We start from the raw sequence: 19640 nt of genomic DNA, 5'->3' as shown, positions 1-19640 counted from the left end.
CATCGCTAAACGTTTCTAGTTGGTAACAGAAACCGTTGTTGAAGATGAGCTTGTGTTGCTAACGCTGCCGCTGTTGGCAGAACCAGCAGTGGTGTTGTTGCTCACATGAGCCGAGCCACTAGTGCCGCTCTGGTCGTTGTTGTTGGTAACTCTTACAGTGTTTGTGTTGTTAACTACACCTGTGGCGGTGTTAGTAAAGTTCACAGTGTTGTTAGAGCTTGGTCCAGTAACGTTGATGCTGCTTGAGTCGTTGCCAAATGTTGGCCAAGCCATGCTACCGCCAGCTGCGTTATTCACGCTGAACGAGCTTGTGGCTGAGTTCGAGTTATTAACATTACCGCTTACGGCAGAACCCGCAGTAGTATTGTTGTTTACGTGAGCCGAACCACTTGTACCGCTTTGATCGTTGTTGTTGGTAGCGGTTGCGCTGTTGGTGTTGTTCAAGACTGAAGTCCAGGTGTTAGTACCGGTTACCTGGTTGTTCGAGTTCGGGCCAGTAGTGCCGATTACGGCAGAGCTAGCTGAAGCTACACCAGCCAAAAGACCTACGCTTGCAACTGCTACAGCAGAGTATCGTAGTACGTTCTTCATTGTATTCACCTCCCTTCTTTTGTGTAGATTTCGGGCTCTTTTGGACCCGGCCACTATCTATCTTGGAGATTTACAGTGGTCGAGCCCAAAAAAAGACTCGATTTTAAAATTACTTAAACAGTTTGCGCCAATTGAGCTGCAAATTTGCGATTCTGCAGTTTGCTATAACCGTAAGTAGCTGCCAGCGCCAACATGCCAGCTAGTAGTGTTAAGCTCCAGCTCCAGTTGGCACCTGTTTTGGCCAGTGGCGAAATTACACCTTGGCGAGCGTTCATTAGGGCATTGAGTAGCATGTCGTTAATGCCGCCGCCGCCAGTGCGGGGCAGTGTTTGGGCTTCTGGAGCCGAACCGCTACCGCCCCCTTGACCGCCGCTGCTTGGTGTTACATTGTTGGGTGGTGTGTTACTACCACCCCCCACACCACCAGCATTGTTGATACTAACACTGGTAGCAGTGGTGTTGTTGTTAGTAACACTACCACTTATGGCACTGCTACCTGTAGTATTGTCATTAACAGTAGCATCACCACTGGTTCCGGCTTGGGTGTTGGTATTTGTTACAAACCCCGAGTTGGTGTTGGTCACAGTTTGGGTATAACTGCTGCTGAAACTAACAGTATTGTTACTGTTAGCACCGGTGTTAGTTATTGTGCTAGTGTCAGCACGTGCCACGCCTGTCAGCCCAAGCGAAAGCATCATGCTCAAAGCGATGATGAGTTTGTTTCTCATAAAGCTCCTCCAATTAAATTAGTGTTGCACATAATTTTTGATTTTTGATTTTGCAAACTAGATTGAAATTGGGCAATAAAATGAGAGCTTGCACTACGACTGTTCGATTTCAGCAAGCCCCCGACTAATTTACTGGTAGAAATATTTTGGTAACTCAAGTCGGCACGGGCGGCATGTACAAAGCCCTTCTTGCGCCAGCGTACAATTAGCTCGCTCGTTGCGAGCAAGGCGAGCAATGCTAACACTGCGATTATGATTGCGGTCCAGTCGATGTTGGCTGTGTTTGTCAGAGAAGCTATTGCTATAAAGTCTGGCCAAGAATAGCCAATAGTTGTGTTGCTCAAAAGTTGAGCTAGTGCGCCAAGCGTGTAGCCAAGATCGGCTCGGTTTTGTATGGGGCTTTTTGCCGGCACGGGCAGCTGAGCGGGCGTAAGCCTAGCACCATCTTGCTGGCTTGGCGCAGTGCTTGGCGCAATTGCATGATAGCTACTGCTGTGAGCTATTTGCTCGACTGCAGACTTGCTAAGCTGGCTGTCGCCTGCTTGGATCCGCTCGCCAGCTGCTAACACTGTATTAGCGATGGTACCGCCCGGAGTATTAGTTAGCGTATCGGAATTTTTGGTTGGCAGCTCATTATCACCACCGGTGGTTGTGCCAGCTGAGTAGCCAGTACCGGAACCGGTTGATCCTTCATCTTTGGAGCCGGCAGTAATAATACTTGACGAATACACTGAAGACGATTCGCTGCTCTGGGCTAACACAGAGTTGCTGGAATTATTATTGCGCGACACTGACGAGCTAGTGTCTACCAACTTATTATTAACTGTTTCCGAAGCTGCCAGAGCTCGGCCGCTTAAAGCAAGCAAACCAAGTGCTGCGCTCAGCACCAAAAACAGATAACGAGTCCCGCGAGAATACATCAAGTATTGCCCCTCTCATTTAAATGATGTGGCCCGCCCAGGTTTAAAACTGACTCCTCCACTGCTGCACACAAATCTCAATCTAAAGCGTAAATCAGCTTTCTATTGTCGACTATACCAAAGCTATAGGCGTTCGACAATGAAATCTTTTACTTTTTGTGTTTATTATTTTTTGATGTTCTTTTGCGCTCTTTTGGTAAAAGCTTTTTTTGTTATACGCTTTTTAATTGGTTGGTGTCAAGCAGTAGCGGAATCTTTTTTGTAAAATTGTTTAATTTGTTTAATTGCAAAAGAGCGGCTACAGCCGCTCTTTTAACCGTTTTGGGCTAGCTTAATTAATTAGCTACAGTTACGGTTGTGTTCGACGAGTTTATATTATTGACCGAGCCGCTTACAGCCGAGTCGCCAGTCGTGTTGTTGTTTACAGTGGCGTTACCGCTGCTTGAGTTTTGGCTGCTTAGGTTGTTTACGCCCACTACATTGGTGTTGGTAGTAACTACGCTTGCAGTGTTTGTTGTTTGAACCCAGTTATTCGAATTAGGGCCGGTTAGAACAATGGTTGCAGTGTCGTTCGGGGTTACTAAATTAACCGAGCCGTTTGGCGTATTTACTACTGTTGCCACGGTCGTGCTGGTATTGTTGTTGCCAGCATTACCAGTAACCGCCGAGCCAGCGATCGTATTGCGGCTAACACGGGCATTGCCGGTAGTTGCTGTTTGGTTGTTTATGTTGTTAACACCAAGACTGTTGGTGTTGCTTGAAAACCAATTCAGTGAGTACACAAACTGAACCCAGTTGACCGAGTTAGGACCTGTGGTACTAATGGTTGCGGTGCTAGCCGATGCTACACCAGCACTTAGACCAACTAGTGTTATGGCTGTTGCGCCAAATGTTAAAATTCTTGTTTTAAGTGACATATAGTGCCCTCCCTTTAAATTGCTACTCTTAAGAATGCTTCTTGCTGAAGCAACCCTTGCATAATAACATTGGCATAAGCTTTAAGCTGTGAAATTTTCAACAATTTACTTAACTGGCTTGTTGGCTTGGAGCTTTTCGTCTGGCACCTGTTCTATCGGCAATATTGCTACCGAAGCTACTTGGTCGTTGCCCCGGAGCCGCATTATGCGAACCCCCTGGGTCGAGCGACCCATTTTGGGTATGCCCCGGAGACTTAAACGAATAACTTGACCCTGGCGCGATATCACCATTACGTCATCCTCTATGCTAGCCACAATTCTAACATCGATTGTTTGGCCGGTTTTTTGATTGACCACACCAGCCCGTATACCAACACCGCCGCGGTTGTGAGTGGCAAACTGATTACTTTTGGTAATCTTACCGTAGCCGTTTTGGGTTACAACCAAGAGAACACCCTCTTGTCCGCCAAGCACATCCATACCCACCACGTGATCTTTTGGTCGCAAACGGATACCCCTTACACCTCGTGTAGCCCGGCCCATTGGGCGAGCATCGGCTTCTTTAAACCTAATGGCCTGAGCCATGGCGGTTGAAATAATAATATCGTCGTTGCCAGAAGTCTTTTTGACCCAACGCAATTCATCGCCACGATCAAGTTTAATAGCAATAATGCCGCTGGTACGAATATTGGTAAAATCATCGAGCTTGGTTTTCTTAATAACACCGCTACGGGTAGCCATAAATAAGAATTTAGTAGCCTCACCTTTTTTGGTGGTCAGCATTGAAGTTACTCGCTCTTCTGGACCCAGGCTTAATAGATTCACAATGGATTGACCCTTGGCGGTTCGGGCGGCGGCCGGAATCTCATAAACTCTCAGCTTGAATATCCTGCCAAGACTGGTAAAAAACAAGGCCGTATCGTGAGTTCGGCATTGCAACAAGTGCTCAACCACGTCTTCTTCTTTGGTAGTCATGCCAATTTTGCCTTTACCGCCTCGGTTTTGCTGTATATAAGTATTGGCCGGTATGCGTTTAATATAATTACCTTTGGTGAGCGTGATAATCACATCTTCGTCGGGGATTAAGTCTTCTTCAGAGAAGTTGCCAATGGCTTTTTTAACTATCTTGGTGCGACGCCTGTCGCCATAGCGTTCTTTTATTTCAACTAGTTCCTCGCGAATGATCTTTAAGATGTTTGCTTCGGACGATAAGATTTCCTTCAGCTCTTTGATAAAATTCTTTAGCTCTTTAAGTTCGTCTTCGATTTTTTGGCGTTCGAGCGCAGCCAAACGGCGCAGCTGCATGGCCAAGATGGCGTTGGCTTGGATTTCTGATAGTTTAAACCGCTCTACTAAATTCGCTCTGGCTTCTTCTTGGGTTTGCGACTTGCGAATGGTTGAAATAACAGCGTCAATTTGATCCAGAGCAATTTTTAAGCCCTCGAGTATATGAGCCTGGTCTTCGGCTTTTTTGAGCTCAAACTCGGTGCGCCTGCGTACTACAATCTGGCGGTGTTTGAGATATTCGCGCAGGACTGTTTCTAAGTTAAGAACGCGTGGCTGTATGCCGTCGACTAGGGCAAGCATATTTACATGGAAGGCCGTTTGCATAGGCGTGAGCTTATAGAGCTGATTGAGTATTTTGTTGGCATAGGCATCTTTTTTGAGTTCAATAACAATTCGAACTTCTTCTTTGGCTGACTCATCGCGTAGATCTGAAATGCCGACTATTTTTTTGGCTTGGTGCAGTTCGGCAATCTTGGCAATCAAAACCGATGGATTCACCTGGTAAGGCACTTCACTAATGATTATCTTTTCGCGACCTTTGCTATCTTCTTCTATCTCGGCCACCGCCCGCATGGTAATGCTACCACGACCAGTTCCGTAAGCGTGAGCGATTGAGCCATCATCGAAAATTACACCACCAGTCGGGAAGTCGGGGCCTTTTACAATTTTGGCCAGTTCAACTGGTCCGGCATTTGGAGTATCAATTAAACAAATTACGCCATCAATGACCTCTGAGAGGTTATGGGTCGGTATGTTTGTGGCCATACCAACAGCAATACCCTGCACGCCGTTGATAAGCAGGTTTGGTAGCTTGGCTGGCAGCACCTTGGGCTCTTTCTGGCTGCCGTCGAAGTTAGGCATAAAGTCAACGGTATCTTTGTCGATATCGGCTAATAGCTCTTCGGCAAGCCGGGTCATCCTGGCTTCGGTATAGCGGTGGGCGGCTGCCCCATCGCCGTCCATACTACCAAAGTTACCTTGGCCGTCTACTAGTGTGTAGCGCATCGCCCAGGGTTGTGCCATTCGAACCATTGATTCATAAATTGCCGCATCGCCGTGCGGGTGAAACTTACCAATCACCTCACCAACAATCGTAGCCGACTTACGGTACTTTACATTGTGCCGCAGGCCAATGTTGTTCATGGCATATAGTATGCGGCGGTGCACCGGCTTTAAGCCGTCGCGCACATCGGGCAAAGCTCGAGCGACAATTACACTCATAGCGTAATCTAAATAGCTCTGTTCCATCTCGGACTCAACTGTTTTGTCTGAAATTAGCCCGAATTCAGTCTTAACCGGATCACTCAAGCCGTCGGCAATATTTGCTCCAAATTTATTTTCCGGATTCTCTTCGATTGGCCCAGGTATGTTTTCTTTATCTTCCATATTCTACTCTTTCTATGGCTGATTTATTTGTAAGCAGTTCGCGGAAAGACCGAGCAATGCAATGAGACGGACTTAAAGGCACGGCGAATGAATCGCGTAGGTTTTGCCAATGAAATGCTCCAAAGAAATAAGCCATAATTATATGTCCAGATTAGTTACGTTGGTAGCATGAGTCTGAATAAAGCTCTTTCGCAGGCTGACCTCTTCGCCCATTAGCTTATTAAATATGGCGTCGGCTTTTTCGGCGTCGGCTACCGTTACTTTTAGCAAAATCCGATTAGCCGGATCCATAGTGGTTTCCCATAATTGATCGGCATTCATCTCGCCCAAACCCTTATAGCGCTGTACATTAATACCAGCTTTCTTTATCGGGTTGTCTTCGGCTGTCGTCTCTTCGCTTTCATCCTCACCCGAGACACTCTCGGCAAATTTGGCCAAATCTTTGGCACTTACCACTTCGGGCTTTTTAGTGGCAAGCTTGGCTTTGGCCTTGGACTTGCTGTCTTGGGCACTGGCAATAATCTCAGCAATAAACTTGTCGCGCTCCTTATCGCTAAAGGCCCAGTAACCAGTTTTACCTTTACTGACCTTAAACAACGGCGGCTGGGCTATGTAAATATTGCCATTTTCGACCAGCTGCGGAAAATGTCGGTAAAAGAAAGTTAGCAAAAGCGTACGAATGTGAGCCCCATCGACATCGGCATCGGTCATAATTATAACCCGGTGATAACGAAGTTTGGAGATATCGAAAGTTTCGCCTATGCCAGTACCCAGCGCAATGATTAAGTTTTTAACCTCGTTGTTAGCAAGCATTTTGTCTAAGCGAGCCCGCTCAACGTTTAAGATCTTGCCGCGCAGTGGCAGTATGGCCTGAAAATCTCGGTCGCGACCCTGTTTGGCCGAGCCGCCGGCACTATCGCCCTCAACTAAGTAAACTTCACTTCTGGCTGGATCCTTACTACTGCAGTCGGTTAGTTTGCCAGGCAATGTCATGCCCTCTAGCGCGCCTTTGCGGATTACGCTGTCTCGGGCCGCGCGAGCCGCCAGACGGGCCCGAGCACTTAGCACGCCTTTGCCAATAATCTTTTTGGCTTCGTTGGGGTTTTCTTCTAGATAATAGCTAAAATACTCGCTTAATACTTTCTCTACAACTTGCCGGATTTCTGGGTTGCCAAGCTTGGCTTTGGTTTGGCCTTCAAACTGCGGCTCGGGCAACTTAACCGACACCACGGCCGTTAAGCCTTCGCGCACGTCATCGCCAGTTAGGTTTTCTTCTTTTTCTTTAATCAATCCATTTTTGCGAGCGTAATCATTTACTACCCGGGTTAGGGCGGTACGAAAACCCACCAAATGGGTGCCGCCTTCGGGCGTTACAATATTGTTGGCAAAGGCTCGGACTTGCTCGTTAAAACTATTACAGTACTGAATAGCAATCTCAACATTAACATCGCCAACCTGCCTGTCGACATAGAAGGTGGGTTGGTTAAGGGTTTCTTTGCCTTTGTTTAAGTGCTCAACGTAGCTCTTAATGCCGCCCTCGAAATAAAACTGATAGGAGTTGGGCTGGTCGCCTCGCTCATCGCGCAAGATGGTGCGCACACCTTTATTTAAGTAGGCTTGGTGACGCAAGCGTTCCAAAATAACGTTATAAGAATAGTTGGTGGTCTCAAAAATCTTGTCATCGGCGTAAAAAGTAATCTCGGTGCCAGAGTCTTTGGTTGAACCAACCTTTTTGATTGCACCTTTTGGATTACCTTGGTCGTATTCCTGAATGTATTCAGTGCCATCTTTAAACACCCGGGCTGTTAGCTTGGTAGATAAGGCATTCACCACGCTCACGCCCACCCCGTGCAAACCGCCCGAAACTTTGTAGGCACTGTCGCCACCAAATTTGCCACCAGCGTGCAGTACCGTAAGCACTGTTTCGAGCGCCGACTTACCAGTAGCTTTTACCTTGTCGACTGGGATACCAGCACCATTATCACGCACTCTTAGCCCATCATCGGGCAACATAGTAACCTCAACATAGGTAGCGCGGCCGGCCAGAGCCTCGTCGATACCATTATCGACCACCTCCCACACCAGGTGGTGCAAGCCGTCAATACCAGTACCACCAATATACATGCCCGGACGTTTACGAACTGGATCTAGCCCTTCTAAAACTTGGATCTGTTGTGCACTATATTTTGCTTTTTCGGCCATAAAAGAATCAAACCCTTCGCTATATATAGTAGAATCAGTAAACAAATAATAAGCCAATTTGCAGCTTATATCTACTCTTCATTATAGGTGAATACCAGGTTAGTTGCAAGTTAATTTAGACTAGAGAGCGTGGTAATTCAAAACCGTATCCTGATCTTGTGGCGACTCCAAGATTACATCGAACCCGGTAGTTGATTCGTTATCAACAGCGTAGCTCACTTTTGTTAAGGCTTTGGCTGTCAGCGTAACATTTGGTGCCACCTGGAATGGCCTATTAAAGCTCATGCGCACACGGGTTTGGCCAGCCGGTACCCTAATTACGCCCGTGTTGTCGCCTTTGAGCTGCAAGTTGCCAGCTACCACGACTTGGCCATTTACAGTTAGGTCGCCACTTAGGGTTACGGCCTGGGCATCGGCAAGGATCTTAATTACGTCTATCGACGTAGCGCTGCTAGAAGCAATATTTTTTAGCTGGTCAATTTGACTCTGTTGTTGCTGAACGGCTTTAACAAGATAAGCTAAAATACCGTCTTTATTAAGGCTCTGGTAACCATTTGTATCAGTGCTTACCAGCTCTGGCAAAACTTTTTGAACCTCCTGGGCTATAAATCCATCTTGCTGTTCTCCGTTCGGATCGCTCACCCAATTAAACGTTACGCCGCGCAGTTGCATAATCTTATCCAAACCATCATCAATCGATAGTATATTGGTTTTTAACCGTTCGTCGGAGCTACAGCTCCAACCGGTGCCAGTAACCACCGTGCATTGGGTGCTGCTTGAGCCATTAAACTTGGCCACACTAGTGGTGCCTGTGTTGGTAACAGTTAGAGTGTTGGTTGGTCCACTAGCACCAATGCCAATTCGGGTATTGGTGGTATCAGCAATTAGCAAGTTAGAAGTTCCCGCAGCATTTTGAATCTGGAATGCCGCTGTAGAGTTAGTTTTGTTTTGGAATGTGGCCGCACCTTCATTTGCCAGTGCGAACACTTGGGTGCCGCCGTCTCTTGCGCGCATAATATCGCCAGTAGAAGTTCCGTTGTCGAAGATGGCCGTTATTTCAGTACCCGAGCTACCACTAACATCTAGGCGAGCAGTGGGGTTTGTGCTGCCTATGCCTACCTTGCCATTCATTACCGAAAATACATTGCTTGCCGAAGAACTTACTGCCGTAGAGCTTAGGTTAATTATATAGGCATTGCTACCCGTGGCAGTAATGCTATTGCCAAATAACCTGTTAGAGCTGCCGGTGCTGATTGAGTTGCCGTTACCAAATACTACATTGCCGCCGGTACCAATCGTGTTTATTACAGAGCTAACACCACTAAACACATTAAACACGGCATTGCCAACGCCGGTCGTAGCACTAATCGTATTTGGGCCAACACTAAAATTTCCAATTCCGGCAATTGAAGCACCAAAACCAGTCGCATCACCAAAAACTGCATTTGCAGAACCAGTAACGTTGAGGTTATTGCCAGCCACAAAGTTATCGCTGCCAACTGCGGCGCTGTCTTTGCCAAACACAACCGTCCGGTCGCCAATATTGGCATCGTTCCATTCGGCACCAGCATACGGACCACTGCCTGTAATAATACCCGCCCGAAAGGCTGCTTTTTTTGGATACACAAAAGCTCTAGTGCCGATGCCAGTAGTAGTTAGGGTGTCGCCAGAGCCAAATGTGCCTTTTATCATTAAGCCACCGTTGAGGCTAGTATTGCCTACGTTGAGCGCAAATTCCGAACCCGAACCTTGAACATTCAACTTGCCGCTCGAACTAATGCTATCCAGCACCGTGCCACTACTATTTGTCCATCGGCTTAGGTCGCTGGTCTGACTAGCAGTCCCTGCAACGGTCAACCTAACTTGATTTGCTGTAGAGCTTAAACAATTGGTTCGGTTGGTAGGATTAGCAATATTAAGTAGCTCATACAGGTTAACCGCACTATATGTGTTGCACTGACCTATTATGAGCGAGCCCTCCATAAGGTTATTTGAAGACTGGCCTTCTGAATATAGATTTAAGTTGGCAAACGTACCAATTGCGCCAGTAGCCGAGTGTTGCCACTGTATATCTATGCCAGTTTGGGTAAACAAACTCCCGCCAGTTATCAAAGGCTGCAAACCATAGCCAGTTAGGGCTGAACTCTGGGGGTCAAGTGCGGTATAGCCGGTGTAGTTGGTAATGCCGCCCTGGGTCATAGTTGGCGCCACCACATTTGCCAGCGCCGCCGTAATTGATCCAGCACCTACATTACTCACCGTACTAAACTGACCAATATCTACCAAAACGTTGCCCGACCCAGCATGTGTGGCACCACTAAGGTTGCCACCAACAATAAAATAGTCCTTACTGTTAGTGCTGGCTGTTTGTACGGCCGAATAGCCGCCAGCAAAGATATTTTTATTACCAGAAACAGTTAGCGGGACGTTGGTCGGAAAACCAGGAGGAAGCGGATAGTAGGTGATAGCAACCGGATCAATTTGTGGATCGGCCAATAGCTCGGCACTGGTTCCAACGTAAATTCGGCCAGGCACATTTGTGCTTGGCTGAGTAATGTCTTGGACCGTCAATACGCGCTGAATGTCGTTGCTAAACAGGGTGCCGGTATTCAAAATCGAAACACTGGGATTTGACTGGGCGCCCACCTGGAGTGTGCCCGCAAAGCGGCCATTGCCGTTAGTTTCAAATTGTAGTCCATTCTGTGAGGTTACCGTCGAATTAATCGCCACTGCACCCTGGCTAGTGTCAACGCTAAAAATCGGTGCTGAGGAGGCATTTTGAATCTCAAAAGCCGCTACTGAGTTACTACTATTACGAAAGAATTGATTGGTGCCCACAAAGGTTTGAAAGTTCCGGTTGAGAAGCGCCACATTTGGGTCGAGCTGACCAACGGGTATAACTCCAGAAATATTGTTTGGGTTTATGTTGGTAATGCCGCTGCCGTTGCCGTTTATACTGCCACCGACTGCAATATCACCTAAAACCTGGAGGTCACCATTAATGTTTACCTGCCCCAAATTAACCGCGGTCGGATTGCCGGTATTAGTCAAATTAACTCTGGTCGGGCTGTACTGTTCGGCAACACCGGTAGTACTAATTACCTTGGTATTATTGCGCAAAAAAAGCCAAACCGCCAAACCAACTAAAAGTAGAGCAATGGCAATTAAAACCGCCCACAATAGCTGAAAGTAGCGATTGCGCTGATGTAATGCCTGAACTTGATTGTTGGCACTAGCAACATCCGAAGGCAGCAAACCTTCGGGATTCACTTGAGATGAAAATGTTGAATCGAGTGTTTGATTATTTGTTTGTGCTGTCGGCTCCACCTTGACTCCATGTAGTTAAGGCTACAACAATTGTATCGCTTATGGTTAGCTTTAGCAAGCTGATTTCCAGATAAAAATAGCTCAATTTTAATAGCCGGCTGGTGGTTTTTTGGGCGATCGGAGCCTATTTAGGTCTAGCTTCATAGCATCGGCCAATATTTTCTCTAGTTGCTTATGAAACTCGGCCAAGTTAAAGTTTGGGTGCTTTTTGGCTATTTCTTGCTCAACAAAGGCATCTATCTGATTATAATCGTGCTTAAAACGACCAGCCATGTCTTTCCACATAAATCCCTTTAAATATTTAGCTAGGCCATGATCAAATTCAACCAATCCCTTCTTGAGTAAAAAGGCTATGCAGGTATAGCCCAAGTAGCCCTGCCAAAAGCTACCGTTGTCGTTGGCGGTGATTGCATTTTTTTTGGGGCTATAAATTACTTGATAGGTTTTATTACCGCTGCTTGAGACGATTTGAGCTGTATTGCCAGTTATTTTAATTCTGCCATCAGCAATTACAGCCAATGCCTCGTAGACTTTGTTTAAAGGTGGCTTCTTCCACTTCATGGCTTTAAACATTGGCGAACAGTGTAACTTTACTCTGATTAACCCTAACAATTCCACGCGTCAGATTGTACTCACGCTGGCCATAGGGCGTATCAATGCGCACTGGGCCTGGTAAAAGCAGGCAGATAAAGTTAGCGTGGCCGGCCAGCACATCAAATGGTCCGCTGGCATTATTGGCCGATAAGCTGTAAGCTTGGCCTTGATAGTATGTCTCAAATGGTGAGAATATCTTGACTTCAAAGGTTGGCCGCATAACTATCCCGAGGTTAATATCTCCTCAACTCCCGACAACATGGCCTCGCGGTCAACATACTGGCCCTTCTTGCCGGTTAGCTGTTCGGTCACAAACAGGGACTGTGAAAAGTAGTCGATTAATCTTTTGGCCTTGTTATAGTCAACGCGGTCGGTTATAGATAGTTCGCTCTCACCAATAATCGTAATAATTCCTTGTAAGGCTTGGTATTTTTGCATTATTTGGGCCACTTGCGAAGCCAAAAAGTAGTGGCGTTCACCAACAATTTCGGGCGAGAGCAACGACGAGCTGGTGTTGACCAAATCTACAGCTGGCAATATGCCAGACTCCATAACCTCGCGGCTCAGTACAATTACACTATCGAGCTGCTGATAAACCTCAACAACTGCTGGGTCAGAAAGATCGTCGGCCGGAATGAAGATCGACTGGACCGAAGTTATGGCTCCAAATTCATTGGTATCTAGACCCTCTTCAAACTGAAGCAAATCAGAAAACAGAGTCGGCTGGTAACCCCCTTCGCTTGGCAACTCACCCAGGGTGGTAGCAAGCTCATTGCCAGCTTGCAGGTAACGGTAAATATTGTCTACAAAAAATATCACATCGCGTTTGGCTTGGTCGCGAAAGTAACGAGCACTGGCGGCTGCACTCAAACCCACCAATGATCGCATAGCCGCCGTTTCATTCATTTGGCCAAGATACATAACAGTGTTTTTTAGTAGGCCGCTGTCGCGCAGATTATTATACAGCTCATGGGCTTCACGTATGCGCTCACCAATCCCAACAAAAAACGATAAGCCCCGATCGGCGCTGGCTACGTTGTGCATTAGCTCGGTTGTAAGCACAGTCTTGCCCACTCCTGCGCCACCAACTATGCCGATCTTGCGGCCTCGCACAAACGGGGCAAAGAAATCAATTACTTTTATGCCTGTTTCTATTAGATCTGTAGATGTACCATAGCCACTTTTGCCGCTGCCGTGGTAAGGCTTAAGCTCAATGGTAGTAGTTGACTTAGGCGTCGGCAGGCCATCTACAGCTGTGCCAGTGGCATTAAAAACCCTGCCTAGAGCGTCGCTACCAACCGGTAGTGTAATGTGCTTATTCAAGCTGGATATTTTTTCGCCCAAGGCTACGGTAAGATTGGGGTCTAAACTAAGAGCCAAAAGCCTAGTCTCTGACTCTATGCAGTAAACCAGCAGCAAACTTTTACTGCCGGTGCTTAACAACTCAAATATCTGAGGCTTATCGCCTGTGTACTCTACTGTAACTAGCAGCCACCGCATTTTTACCACTTTGCCAACAAAGGTTTTCATTTAGCCTGCTCCCGACTAATAAATATTTGGTTAAATTGGTCTTTGCCTCGGCGTTGAGCAATTGAGTAGGCTCGCTTGAGCTGGTTTTTTCTCTGCTCGGCATTGTCGTGAGCCGAGCTCATGGCTGTATAGCGACTGGCTAGCTGAGCCAATCTTGACTCCAGAATCATCTCGGTAAGGGCAGTGGCCTGCATCATGGATTCCAGATAAAGAACTACCTCAGCCAGGCTAGGCTCGAAAATATAATCACTGGCATACATTAAGTTTGTGTCTACGCGAATCGACTCGGCTTCGCTTAAGCGCTTTACGCTCTCCTGAAGCTCAAAGGCAACTATCTCTTGGTGCGACAAAGACACGAATCGTTCATAAAATATAGTTACTTTTTTATATGGCGCCAGATAGTTCACCAGCGGCAATATCCGAATTGATTTGGTAATGTCGGGCAACGGGAAAACGCTAACGGCTTTCATGTGCTTTTGGGTCAATAATTGTTCCGCACGCCGACCGATAACCACCACATCTACTAAGCGAATGTTGACCTCTTGCATCATGGTCTCAACTAGACGTTCATCGATCGAACCCGAAAGGCCGCTGTCTGAGCTGATTAATAGCACGGCTTGGTTTTTGGTTTTGGCTGGCCCAAAATCATCTTTCAGCTTACTATCTAACCGTAGCTGCGAGTACATTCCCCACAGTTCATGAAAAAACTCCCGGCTTGCAATAACCCTGCTTTTAATTCGTCTAATCTGGACAGAAGCAACATTTTCAAACACCTGGGCGACCTCTTCAACCACGATAGTGTCTTGGTAAGCACGTAAAATTTCTGTTGGTTTAGCCATTATTTAACCACCGGGTTACTTTTAATCAGCTCTTTGGCCAAGGCTTTATAATCACTGGTAGTTTTGAGGTCATACTTAACAACGTCGTGGATCACACTCTTAAGCCAGCCAACATTTAAAGAATCGATGTCATTGGTTAAAAATATCGTTTCTAACATTACTCGTTGCTCAGCTAGGCTAAAAGCTTGGTCTGGCGCTTGAGCAAACAGTTCATAAAGTTTGGCTCCAAGCTTAAGCTGCTTGGCGGCTACCTCCGAAAGCTGTGAACCAAACCTTGCAAAACTGCTAGCCTGTCGATAACCTGCCAAAACCTCCATAACACGAGCCGAAAGCTCTTGAATTTCGGGCTCTTGGCTGCGACCACCTACACGACTAACCGACAAGCCAATATTAACCGCCGGCTTAATTCCCTTGCGCATAGTCTCGAGGTCGAATACGATCTGACCGTCGGTCATAGATATTAGATTGGTTGGAAAATAACCAGTTATATCGCCGTTGGGTGTTGTACCAGCGGCTAAAACTGTCTGGCTAAAACCGCTTTTTTTAAATTTACCGGCTCGCTCTAATAACGAGGAGTGGGTATAGAACATATTGCCCGGATAACCCTCTCTGCCCGGATTCGTCCGAAGCAGCAAACTAAGTTCACGGTATATTTTGGCGTGATTACTCAAATCATCATAAATAACTACCACATCGCGACCGGTGTGCCAGAACCATTCGCCAATAGTACAGCCGGTGTAGGGGGCCAAAAACGATAGCGGCAAAGCATCGAAGCTGTCGGCCACCACAATCACTGTGTTCTTAAGTGCCCCCGACTGATATAGTCTATATTTAAGTTTTTCGACACTGTGCTTGGCCTTGGCTATCACAACGTAGATTATTATGCAATCGTTCTGGGCCTGGTGAATAGCAGCTTGGCTTAAAAAAGTTGTTTTACCCGACTTGGCATCGCCCAAGACCGCTATGCGTTGGCCTTTGACTATGGGGAAGAGCGTATCCACCAAGCTTACGCTGGTTTCAAGTTGTGCGTCCACAACGGCTCGCTCATAAAAGCTTGGCGCCAGATTAAAAACTGGCAAAGCTTGGCCTGCAGTCGCTTTGGTTTTAGCATCGAGCGGCCTGGCCAAAGAATCGACTGTTTGACCCAAAAGGTGCTCGCCACAATCGATTGCAACCTGCCGGTGTAGTGGCTTGAGCTTGGAGCCAACAGTGGCCTTTTCGCTATCATTTAGCAGCAACACCCTCATGGTGTCTTCTATAGCCCAAACCAGGCCGATTGTGCCATCCTCGAATTCTACAGTTGCTCGCAAGTGAATCCCCTCAATCGGGTTCGCTTCTACCACAAAGCCTTGGCGTGAAAGCACTTTTGAAACAGACTGGGTTTTTGTAGTGGTTGTCATAATGTTTTAAGCGATTACTATTACATATACGGCTGCGATTGCCGCGACTATTATTAATCCTACTGCCACTATTACCTGGGCCAAACTTCGCAAAACTGATTTCTTGGCCAATGGATTTCGGCCAATTGAACGTATACTCCCGGTCACCGAGGCATACAAAACAATAATGGCCAATATAATAGCGAGCGTTATGACCCCAAAAGCCGCCATAGCTCTGGTTGCCGATACTGACCGGCCAGCGAGATTAGAAACGGCCGACTGTACGCCGCGTACAACCGCAGAATTGCCAGAATAATTGCTGGGCTGATAATCGCCAACGTTCACCAAGACCGGGATTAACCCAACTCGGACTTGCTTAGATTGACCCTGCTTATCTACTAGATTTTTTGACTGTACATTTGTAGCCGACTTAAAATCGGCTTGAGCAACACCAACTATTCGCGTTGGTTGCGTAGCCTTCATCCCTACACCTGCTATAGGAGAAATGGCAACTGCGTCACCTTTGCTGATATTGCCATTAATGTCGCTGACAAAGCCATTTGCAACACCGCTGCTTGCCACCTGAGCTGAGCTCGAGGTATTGTCTATGCTGAGCAGAGTAGAATTCGGCGTCACCACTATACCCAAAAGATTGTTAAAATTATCAGTAGTAGCAAGCTGAACCTGGTAATTGTTGGCATTGCTATTTGTGCTCACAATGTTGCCAGTAACCAATATGTCGTTGCTTTGATAGCCCTGAGAGACCGTTGCGGCAGTAGAGGCTTGAGCCACAAGTATTAAAACTAAAACAGTGCCAAAAAAGCACCCCAAAAACCTCAAGCCACTCTTGAAAACACTAAGATTCAAAGCCCAACCTATAATTGAATATTCTTATGCTTACAATATTACCATTATAAGCACCAGCAGGCCAGGTCAAACCACTATGTTGCTAGATGTAATATATTACTTAGTAGAGCGTGTGGCTTTGAGTAAAAATTCAATTACTACACCCAATACACCACCCATTATTAAAAAGAATACCAACGACCAATTGGGCAATCCGTAACCATACCGATTAGCAGAAAAGTACACTAGGCCGCCAAGTATAATGCCCACAACCGTACCACCAATCAACACCGACGAACGAACAACTGTTTTTTCGGCCACATTGCTGGTGACCTCTACGGCTCGGTTATGTACAACCTTAGAAAACATTCTAGAGCCTGGTGAGAGTTGCGCCTGAACCTTGCGCATTTCTTTTTTGTAGGCTCGATTACGCTCTTTGGGTGTGGCGGCTACTATTGGTTCTTTTTTTTCTGATTTTTCGGCCTGCTTAGCCTTTTTGGCTTCAGAAGCTTCAGATTTTTTGGCTAAATTAGCTTCGGTGGCTTCTTTCTCGGCCTCACGAGCTAATTTTTTCTCGGCTTTTTCACCGCTTTTTTCAAGCTCTGCTTTAGAAGATTTAATCTCGCGCTCTGTGGCCTTGGCACTTTTCCTTTCGGCACTTAATTCGGCCTGAAGCTTCTCGCCCTGCTGCTCGCTACCTACTCCCTGGAGTTCTTCGCCACCTTTTTCAGCCATCTTATGCTCCCTCCGTTAGTGTTTCAACTAATTGTAGCTCACGCTTGAGCAATCGGTTGCGCAATAACAAGAAGAATGAAGCAGCCGCTAGCATAGCCATAATTACTATACTCCAGCCCGCACCAGTTTGCGGAAGCTGCTTGGTTACGCACTCAATTTGCTTGTTGATATCAACGCCTAGCGGAGTTACAACCACTTTGCTACGAAATGTATTGGTTAATTGGCAGTCGTTTGTACCCGGTAGATCGGTAGTCTTCTGGGCAACAAACGGGATAGGGTCTTTAAGTTTAACTGTAAACTGCTTGGTGACTGTTCCTGGGCTACTACTCGTGCCCACCGGTATGTCAATCGGAGCCCAAACCAATTTAGTGGTTGCGCCTTGCTTAACTGCCTGGGCACCACCTGGATCAACTACATCCGCGTAGACCAATATGTCGGTTATATCATCATCAAACACAAAGCCCCTTATAACATCGCCGCCCTTGTTTTGAACACCGATCGTGTAGCGCAATTGGTCGCCTGCCCTTGCTACAGCACCATTGGCATCGGTCGGCTGCCTGTCAGACGTAAGCAGGGTTATATTGGCAGCAATCTTGGCAAAATCACTTTCGTTAACTGTTACGACCGCCTGGCAGACCGGAACTACAGACGTCGTCCCCGCAGCAGTTTGCATAATTACTGAGGCCGTGTATCTTCCTCCTTTGGTATATTTGTGAACTGCCCTGGCGGTTGGCTGGTTGGTATTTACGGTTTGATTTTGGCCATCACCGTAATCGAACTTAAAAGCTGAAACAGTGGTGTTGGTAGCTATGCCTGCAGCATCGAAGTTAACGTCGAGCGGAGCACTACCACTGGTTGGATTCGCCTTTAGGCTAGAGCAAGCAAAGTTCTGTACTGGTGGCACTGTAATTTCTTTTTGGCAGGCTGGCACACTAAAGGCATCGGAAACAGTCTGATGGCCACGCCAGTATATTCTTAAGAATACCTGGTACGTTTTTTGCTGTGTGCTCGTGGGCATAAAGAATGTATCATTTGAATCGCCTGAACTTGGCTTGACAGCGGTGTAAATACCGGTGCCGCTAGGCTGTAATCCAGCTGCCTCAAGCCTACTCTTACCTTTAGCATCAGGCACCTCAGTAAAGCTGCCATCGGCTTGTTTTTCACGGAATATAAACGACATGTCAGCTAGCTCATTAGGGTCGTTGGAATTTTTTAGCTGTGCTGTACCGGTTAGATTGGACAGCGGCTGTCCACCTGCAAGCGTAGTAGGGGCAATGCTCAGGTTCTGGCAAACAATTGTGGGCTGTGCCGGTTGCTTTACGGTAACAACTTTTTGGCATTCATTTACACCTGAGCCTGGAGCTAGCGCAGGTGCTCCATTATTGTTATAGCCAACGGCCAATAAAATAGTATAGGTATCAGGCTGATCTGTCTGGAACTGCTTAGGCGGATTGTCATCGATAAACTCTGTGCCGTTCCACGGTATTCCTTTGGACTCAAGTTTTGTAACTAGTGGCGTTGTATTTACAGATGGATTGGTGCCTCTGTATACAAGGTACGACATATCGACCAGTTCGCCGTTGGGAATATTTTGGCCACTTGCCCGGCCAGTTAGTTTTATAGGCTGGTTTACGTCGACTGCCAATGGTGCCGCTTCTAGGGAGGTACAAGCTATTGATTTTGAAGGCGGGCTGGTTGGTATAAACACCAAGTTGCCACAAGCATATAGAATGCCGACCTGGTACCACTGGTTGGGATCGCCAGTACCAATATCGCTGCCTCGCACCTTGTTGCCGAGTAATTCTGCCGAGAAACATTCTTGCTGCCATCTGCTGCTGGCAGGCCCTACATAAATGTCTGTATGCCCCGGGAATAACCAGGAACCACCGCTACCGGCCTCCCGACCCATAGAAAGCGGATTTTGACCTTTACAAACGGTTTGATTAGGGGTGCCATTTAAAACATCGCTGTCTGTCACCCCTAGCTGATTCATAAGCTGAATTGCATTGTCGGGTCCCTTAAGAGCATTTAGCACTCCCTGATTACTAGTGTCTGTTATGCCACAGGGTCGAATGATATTATTTTCTGAGCACTGGTTAGCCCTGGCCGAGGTTGGCGGGAAAAGAAAAACCGCCACCTGAAATATAAGCAAGCCAATCATTAAGACTGTTGCAATCTTTCGAGTTGCCGCCTCTTGGGCTAGGCGGCTGCCATAAAACTTCAGTCTGCTAACGGGGGTAGTACCCGAACTAACGCCGGTTACTAATTTTCGAAATGTATTCACGTGTTTACCCTCATATACAGCTTTATTACTTTAGCTTTGATTTTAGACTGGTTGACGATGGTTTGCAAGTTTTTT

General features: G+C 46.8%; 15 protein-coding genes. All 15 read right to left on the bottom strand.

Features of this window, described 5'->3' with window-relative positions; all coding sequences use genetic code 11:
- Positions 1 to 15 precede the first annotated feature (15 nt).
- Positions 16 to 591, bottom strand: a complete 576-nt coding sequence (locus tag HYX70_03635) for a hypothetical protein (GenBank protein ID MBI2798359.1) — start codon at positions 589 to 591, stop codon at positions 16 to 18.
- A 113-nt stretch (positions 592 to 704) separates the two neighbouring features.
- Positions 705 to 1319: a hypothetical protein gene (locus tag HYX70_03630; protein ID MBI2798358.1), complete on the bottom strand. Its 615-nt coding sequence runs from the start codon at positions 1317 to 1319 to the stop codon at positions 705 to 707.
- On the bottom strand, positions 1316 to 2239 hold the full coding sequence (locus HYX70_03625) for a hypothetical protein (protein ID MBI2798357.1): 924 nt from the start codon (positions 2237 to 2239) through the stop codon (positions 1316 to 1318). The genes HYX70_03630 and HYX70_03625 overlap by 4 nt, the downstream gene beginning before the upstream one ends.
- Before the next feature lie 335 nt (positions 2240 to 2574).
- Positions 2575 to 3156: a hypothetical protein gene (locus tag HYX70_03620; GenBank protein MBI2798356.1), complete on the bottom strand. Its 582-nt coding sequence runs from the start codon at positions 3154 to 3156 to the stop codon at positions 2575 to 2577.
- Between the two features lie 105 nt (positions 3157 to 3261).
- Positions 3262 to 5829: a DNA gyrase subunit A gene (gyrA, locus tag HYX70_03615; GenBank protein MBI2798355.1), complete on the bottom strand. Its 2568-nt coding sequence runs from the start codon at positions 5827 to 5829 to the stop codon at positions 3262 to 3264.
- A gap of 138 nt (positions 5830 to 5967) precedes the next feature.
- Complete coding sequence (gyrB, locus tag HYX70_03610; protein ID MBI2798354.1) at positions 5968 to 8031, bottom strand: DNA topoisomerase (ATP-hydrolyzing) subunit B; 2064 nt, start codon at positions 8029 to 8031, stop codon at positions 5968 to 5970.
- 120 nt (positions 8032 to 8151) lie between these two features.
- Complete coding sequence (locus tag HYX70_03605; GenBank protein ID MBI2798353.1) at positions 8152 to 11358, bottom strand: tail fiber domain-containing protein; 3207 nt, start codon at positions 11356 to 11358, stop codon at positions 8152 to 8154.
- Between the two features lie 87 nt (positions 11359 to 11445).
- The gene (locus tag HYX70_03600) at positions 11446 to 11931 is read right to left on the bottom strand and encodes a hypothetical protein (protein MBI2798352.1); all 486 of its coding nucleotides are present in this window, start codon (positions 11929 to 11931) and stop codon (positions 11446 to 11448) included.
- Positions 11924 to 12172: a F0F1 ATP synthase subunit epsilon gene (locus HYX70_03595; protein MBI2798351.1), complete on the bottom strand. Its 249-nt coding sequence runs from the start codon at positions 12170 to 12172 to the stop codon at positions 11924 to 11926. The genes HYX70_03600 and HYX70_03595 overlap by 8 nt, the downstream gene beginning before the upstream one ends.
- Before the next feature lie 2 nt (positions 12173 to 12174).
- Positions 12175 to 13482, bottom strand: a complete 1308-nt coding sequence (locus HYX70_03590; protein ID MBI2798350.1) for a F0F1 ATP synthase subunit beta — start codon at positions 13480 to 13482, stop codon at positions 12175 to 12177.
- On the bottom strand, positions 13479 to 14321 hold the full coding sequence (locus HYX70_03585; protein ID MBI2798349.1) for a F0F1 ATP synthase subunit gamma: 843 nt from the start codon (positions 14319 to 14321) through the stop codon (positions 13479 to 13481). Before HYX70_03585 ends, HYX70_03590 begins: the two co-directional genes overlap by 4 nt.
- Positions 14321 to 15721, bottom strand: a complete 1401-nt coding sequence (locus HYX70_03580; protein MBI2798348.1) for a sodium-transporting two-sector ATPase — start codon at positions 15719 to 15721, stop codon at positions 14321 to 14323. The genes HYX70_03585 and HYX70_03580 overlap by 1 nt, the downstream gene beginning before the upstream one ends.
- A gap of 6 nt (positions 15722 to 15727) precedes the next feature.
- Positions 15728 to 16567 (bottom strand): hypothetical protein, encoded by an 840-nt coding sequence (locus tag HYX70_03575; protein MBI2798347.1) that lies wholly within the window; start codon positions 16565 to 16567, stop codon positions 15728 to 15730.
- Positions 16568 to 16663: 96 nt separating this feature from the next.
- Positions 16664 to 17281: a hypothetical protein gene (locus tag HYX70_03570; protein ID MBI2798346.1), complete on the bottom strand. Its 618-nt coding sequence runs from the start codon at positions 17279 to 17281 to the stop codon at positions 16664 to 16666.
- Between the two features lies 1 nt (position 17282).
- Positions 17283 to 19565, bottom strand: a complete 2283-nt coding sequence (locus HYX70_03565) for a PKD domain-containing protein (protein ID MBI2798345.1) — start codon at positions 19563 to 19565, stop codon at positions 17283 to 17285.
- Positions 19566 to 19640 lie beyond the last annotated feature (75 nt).

The organism is Candidatus Saccharibacteria bacterium, assembly GCA_016191105.1.
GTDB lineage: Bacteria > Patescibacteriota > Saccharimonadia > CAILAD01 > BJGX01 > JACPPH01.
Note: the sequence above shows the minus strand (reverse complement) of the source record. Positions and strands in the feature narration are given on the sequence as shown.